Here is a 3,284-nt window from a genome sequence, read left to right on the forward strand (position 1 = left end):
AAATCGGGTTCATCTTCGACTAAAAAAATTCTCATATCATCAAGTCATGAAATCAAAATGAAACCCTTGTCCACCCTTAGTCAGATATTACAGCTCATTCTCTAGTTGGACGCGATCGCACCAGTAACTTTCTACAGTAAAAAGCGAGAGGACAGCAATTTGACTTCACCTTAAAATCAGCCGGATTTTCGGGTTCGCGGTTTTTTGGCTTCGCCCAACTGAATGTCTTAGATGCTGTTGTCTTGGGTGAAACGCGGTGAGTGTTTTCTTACCCTAATGTCCTGTTAGTCAAGCCAGATAATTCATTCTAGAGAACGTGGGGTATCAATATAATGACCAAGACAAATCATACACCAAACCGCACCGAGTCATCCCAGCAACATCAACATGACCATTCCTCTCATCACCAAGGACATGGGGGACATGGTGGACATAACCCAGCCATGTTCAAACGCCGCTTTTTTATTAGTTTAATTCTCACCTTACCCATCCTCTACTTCTCATCCCAATTTCAGCAATGGTTTGGCTATTCAGCGATTGAGTTTCCGGGTTCAAATTGGATTAATCCAGTTTTAGGCATTATCATCTACTTTTATGGGGGCTGGGTCTTCCTGAAGGGCGCATGGCAAGAATTCCACAGCAAAATTGGCATGATGACCCTAATTGCCCTAGCCATTACTGTCGCTTTTATTTATAGCCTTGCGGTGTCTCTGGGGCTTCCGGGTAAACCATTTTACTGGGAATTGGCAACGTTGATCGATGTCATGTTACTCGGTCACTGGATTGAAATGCGATCCGTTCAGGGTGCGTCTCAAGCCTTAGAAGAATTAACCGAGTTGGTTCCCACTCAAGCCCATCGCCTCCAAGGTCGGCAAAAGAATGGCAAAGTCGAAGATGTTTCCGTTGATCAAATTACCACCGATGATCTGATTTTAATCCGTCCTGGTGAACAAATTCCCAATGATGGGGAAATTATGGAAGGTCATACAAACGTCGATGAGTCATTCTTAACTGGAGAATCGCGCCCGATTAGCAAACAAGAGGGAGATGAAGTGGTTGCAGGTTCCGTGAATAAAGAAGGGGCAATTAAAGTTAAAGTTACCCGCACGGGTGAGGATACCACGATTAACCAGATGAAGCGTTTGGTCGAAGAAGCCCAAGGGTCAAGAAGCGGCTATCAGGTATTGGCAGATAAAGCAGCATTCTGGTTAACCATTATCGCGATCGCAGCCGGGACAACTACGTTTGTCATCTGGTTATCATTACGCGACTTACTATTTGCGGTCAATCGCGGGGTTACCGTTCTCGTGATTACCTGTCCCCATGCTTTAGGCTTGGCAATTCCTCTGGTTATTGTCAGTGCTACCGCCCTCGCGGCTAAAAACGGCATTCTTGTCCGCAACCGCGATTCTTTAGAACGGGCAAAAGATATTAAAACGGTTGCTTTTGATAAAACTGGCACCCTCACCGAAGGACAGTTTGGGGTTCAGAACATTTATACAGAAGACATAAGCGAAACAGACGCCCTAGCAATTGCCGCCGCCTTAGAAACCTCGTCCGAACATTCCCTGGCTAAAGCTGTGGTAGAAACAGCCGAATCTAGAGACATTGACTTACCAGAAATGACCGATTTTAACGCGGTAGCAGGTAGAGGTGTTGAAGGAGAAATTCACGGAAAACTTTATCGCATTGGGCGTCCTGAATGGGCAGAAGAACTGGATATTGATCTCCCCCCATCTCTACAAAACGGTATGGATAAAGCTGATGAACGAGGAGAAAGTGGCATTGTGTTGATGGCAGAAAATAAAGCAATTGCCATTATCACCTTAGCGGATCAAGTGCGAGAACGGGCAAGAAAAGCAGTCAATCAGTTAAAAGAGATGGAGATTCAAGTCGTGATGCTGACAGGTGATGCCGAAGCCGTGGCAAAATCCGTGGCTGAAGAGTTAGGAATTGAGTGTTATTATGCCCGGGTTCTCCCCGAAGATAAGGTGACAATTGTGAAAAAATTAAAGGCTGATGGTTCCGTAGCGTTTGTCGGCGATGGGATTAACGATGCAGCGGCACTTCTCGAAGCAAATATGGGAATTGCCATTGGTGCAGGAACGAATATCGCGATTGAATCTGCTGATTTAGTCCTAGTTGAAGATGATCCATTAGATGCAGTCAAAGCCCTAAAACTGGCACAAAAAACCTACGGTAAAATGATTCAAAACTTATTCTGGGCAACCGGATATAATGTGATTGCAATTCCACTGGCGGCTGGAGTAGCTTACGCTTGGGGAATTTTATTGTCTCCCGCAGTCGGGGCATTATTAATGAGTCTTTCCACCGTCATTGTAGCGATTAATGCGGTTATGTTACGTCTCACTAAGTTGGCTTAAAATTTAACAGTTACCGTGGAAATTAAAATTAATTGTAAAACTTAGAGGACTACCATGAATACCAACGAACAACTCTATCGCTCACTCGTCAGTAGCAACACCGTTGAAAATAAGGATTCACAAACGATTTACTCCCAAAAAGTGGCGTTGAATGACATAGCCGTTAATGAACCAAAATTGTCTCAAGACGGAGTGGGACTAATCTTTACAAGTTTAGGGTTTTTGGTAATTGGGTTGATTTTAGCGGGTCTCAAACTGAAGCATTCAAAAATGGGTAAACCGTTTAATTTTAGATTCCCTCTATTCAATTACCATCAACCATTCCCCTGTTCAAAATGTAGATTTTTCAACAAATACTCTGATAAAAAATGTCCTGTACATCCCTATAAATTTCTCAGCATCCAGGCTAAGAATTGTTCAGATTATTGGGCGCGTGATAGTAAAACGTTTTTCCAATAACCTGTAGGAGGGCGATAGAGTACATGCTTGTCAACTTACAGCGCTTTGCGCTGTAATAAAGTACAGTAGATCAAAGTCCCCCTTCAGATCCCCCTTCCGTCCCCCTTTAGATCCCCCTCTTCCCTTTTAGATCCCCCTTCCGTCCCCCTTTAGATCCCCCTCTTCCCTTTTAGATCCCCCTCTTCCCTTTTAGATCCCCCTTCCGTCCCCCTTAAAAAGGGGGAGACCAAAGGATGCTTCGCTTTTTGTTCCATGGGGGAAGCCAGAGGATGCGGGAGCTTTTTGTTCCATGGGGGATGCGAGGGGGATCGATAATGTACCGCATAGCAGAGCAAACTGCTGTAAGGCTGAAACCCTTTCACCCCCAGCCCCTCTCCATCCCCCCTAACCCTGACAGGTGTAGGTTTTTTACTTGAGGGTGGGGACAAGACAAGGAGGACA

At 44.9% G+C, this 3,284-nt stretch carries 1 protein-coding gene; it reads left to right on the forward strand.

All coding sequences use genetic code 11. The annotated features are described in order from the left end of the window. Positions 1–332: 332 nt before the first annotated feature. Positions 333–2,384 carry a heavy metal translocating P-type ATPase gene (locus ACLFWI_RS28640; protein WP_446415758.1) on the forward strand — a complete coding sequence of 684 codons (2,052 nt, stop codon included), beginning with the start codon at positions 333–335 and terminating at the stop codon, positions 2,382–2,384. Positions 2,385–3,284: the final 900 nt, after the last annotated feature.

Source organism: Coleofasciculus sp. (assembly GCF_046539235.1).
Classification (GTDB): Bacteria; Cyanobacteriota; Cyanobacteriia; order Cyanobacteriales; family Coleofasciculaceae; genus Coleofasciculus.

Bases quoted from the DNA above. Each gene is read 5' to 3' on its own strand.
- ACLFWI_RS28640 (WP_446415758.1), top strand. From the start codon at position 333: ATGACCAAGACAAATCATACACCAAACCGCACCGAGTCATCCCAGCAA.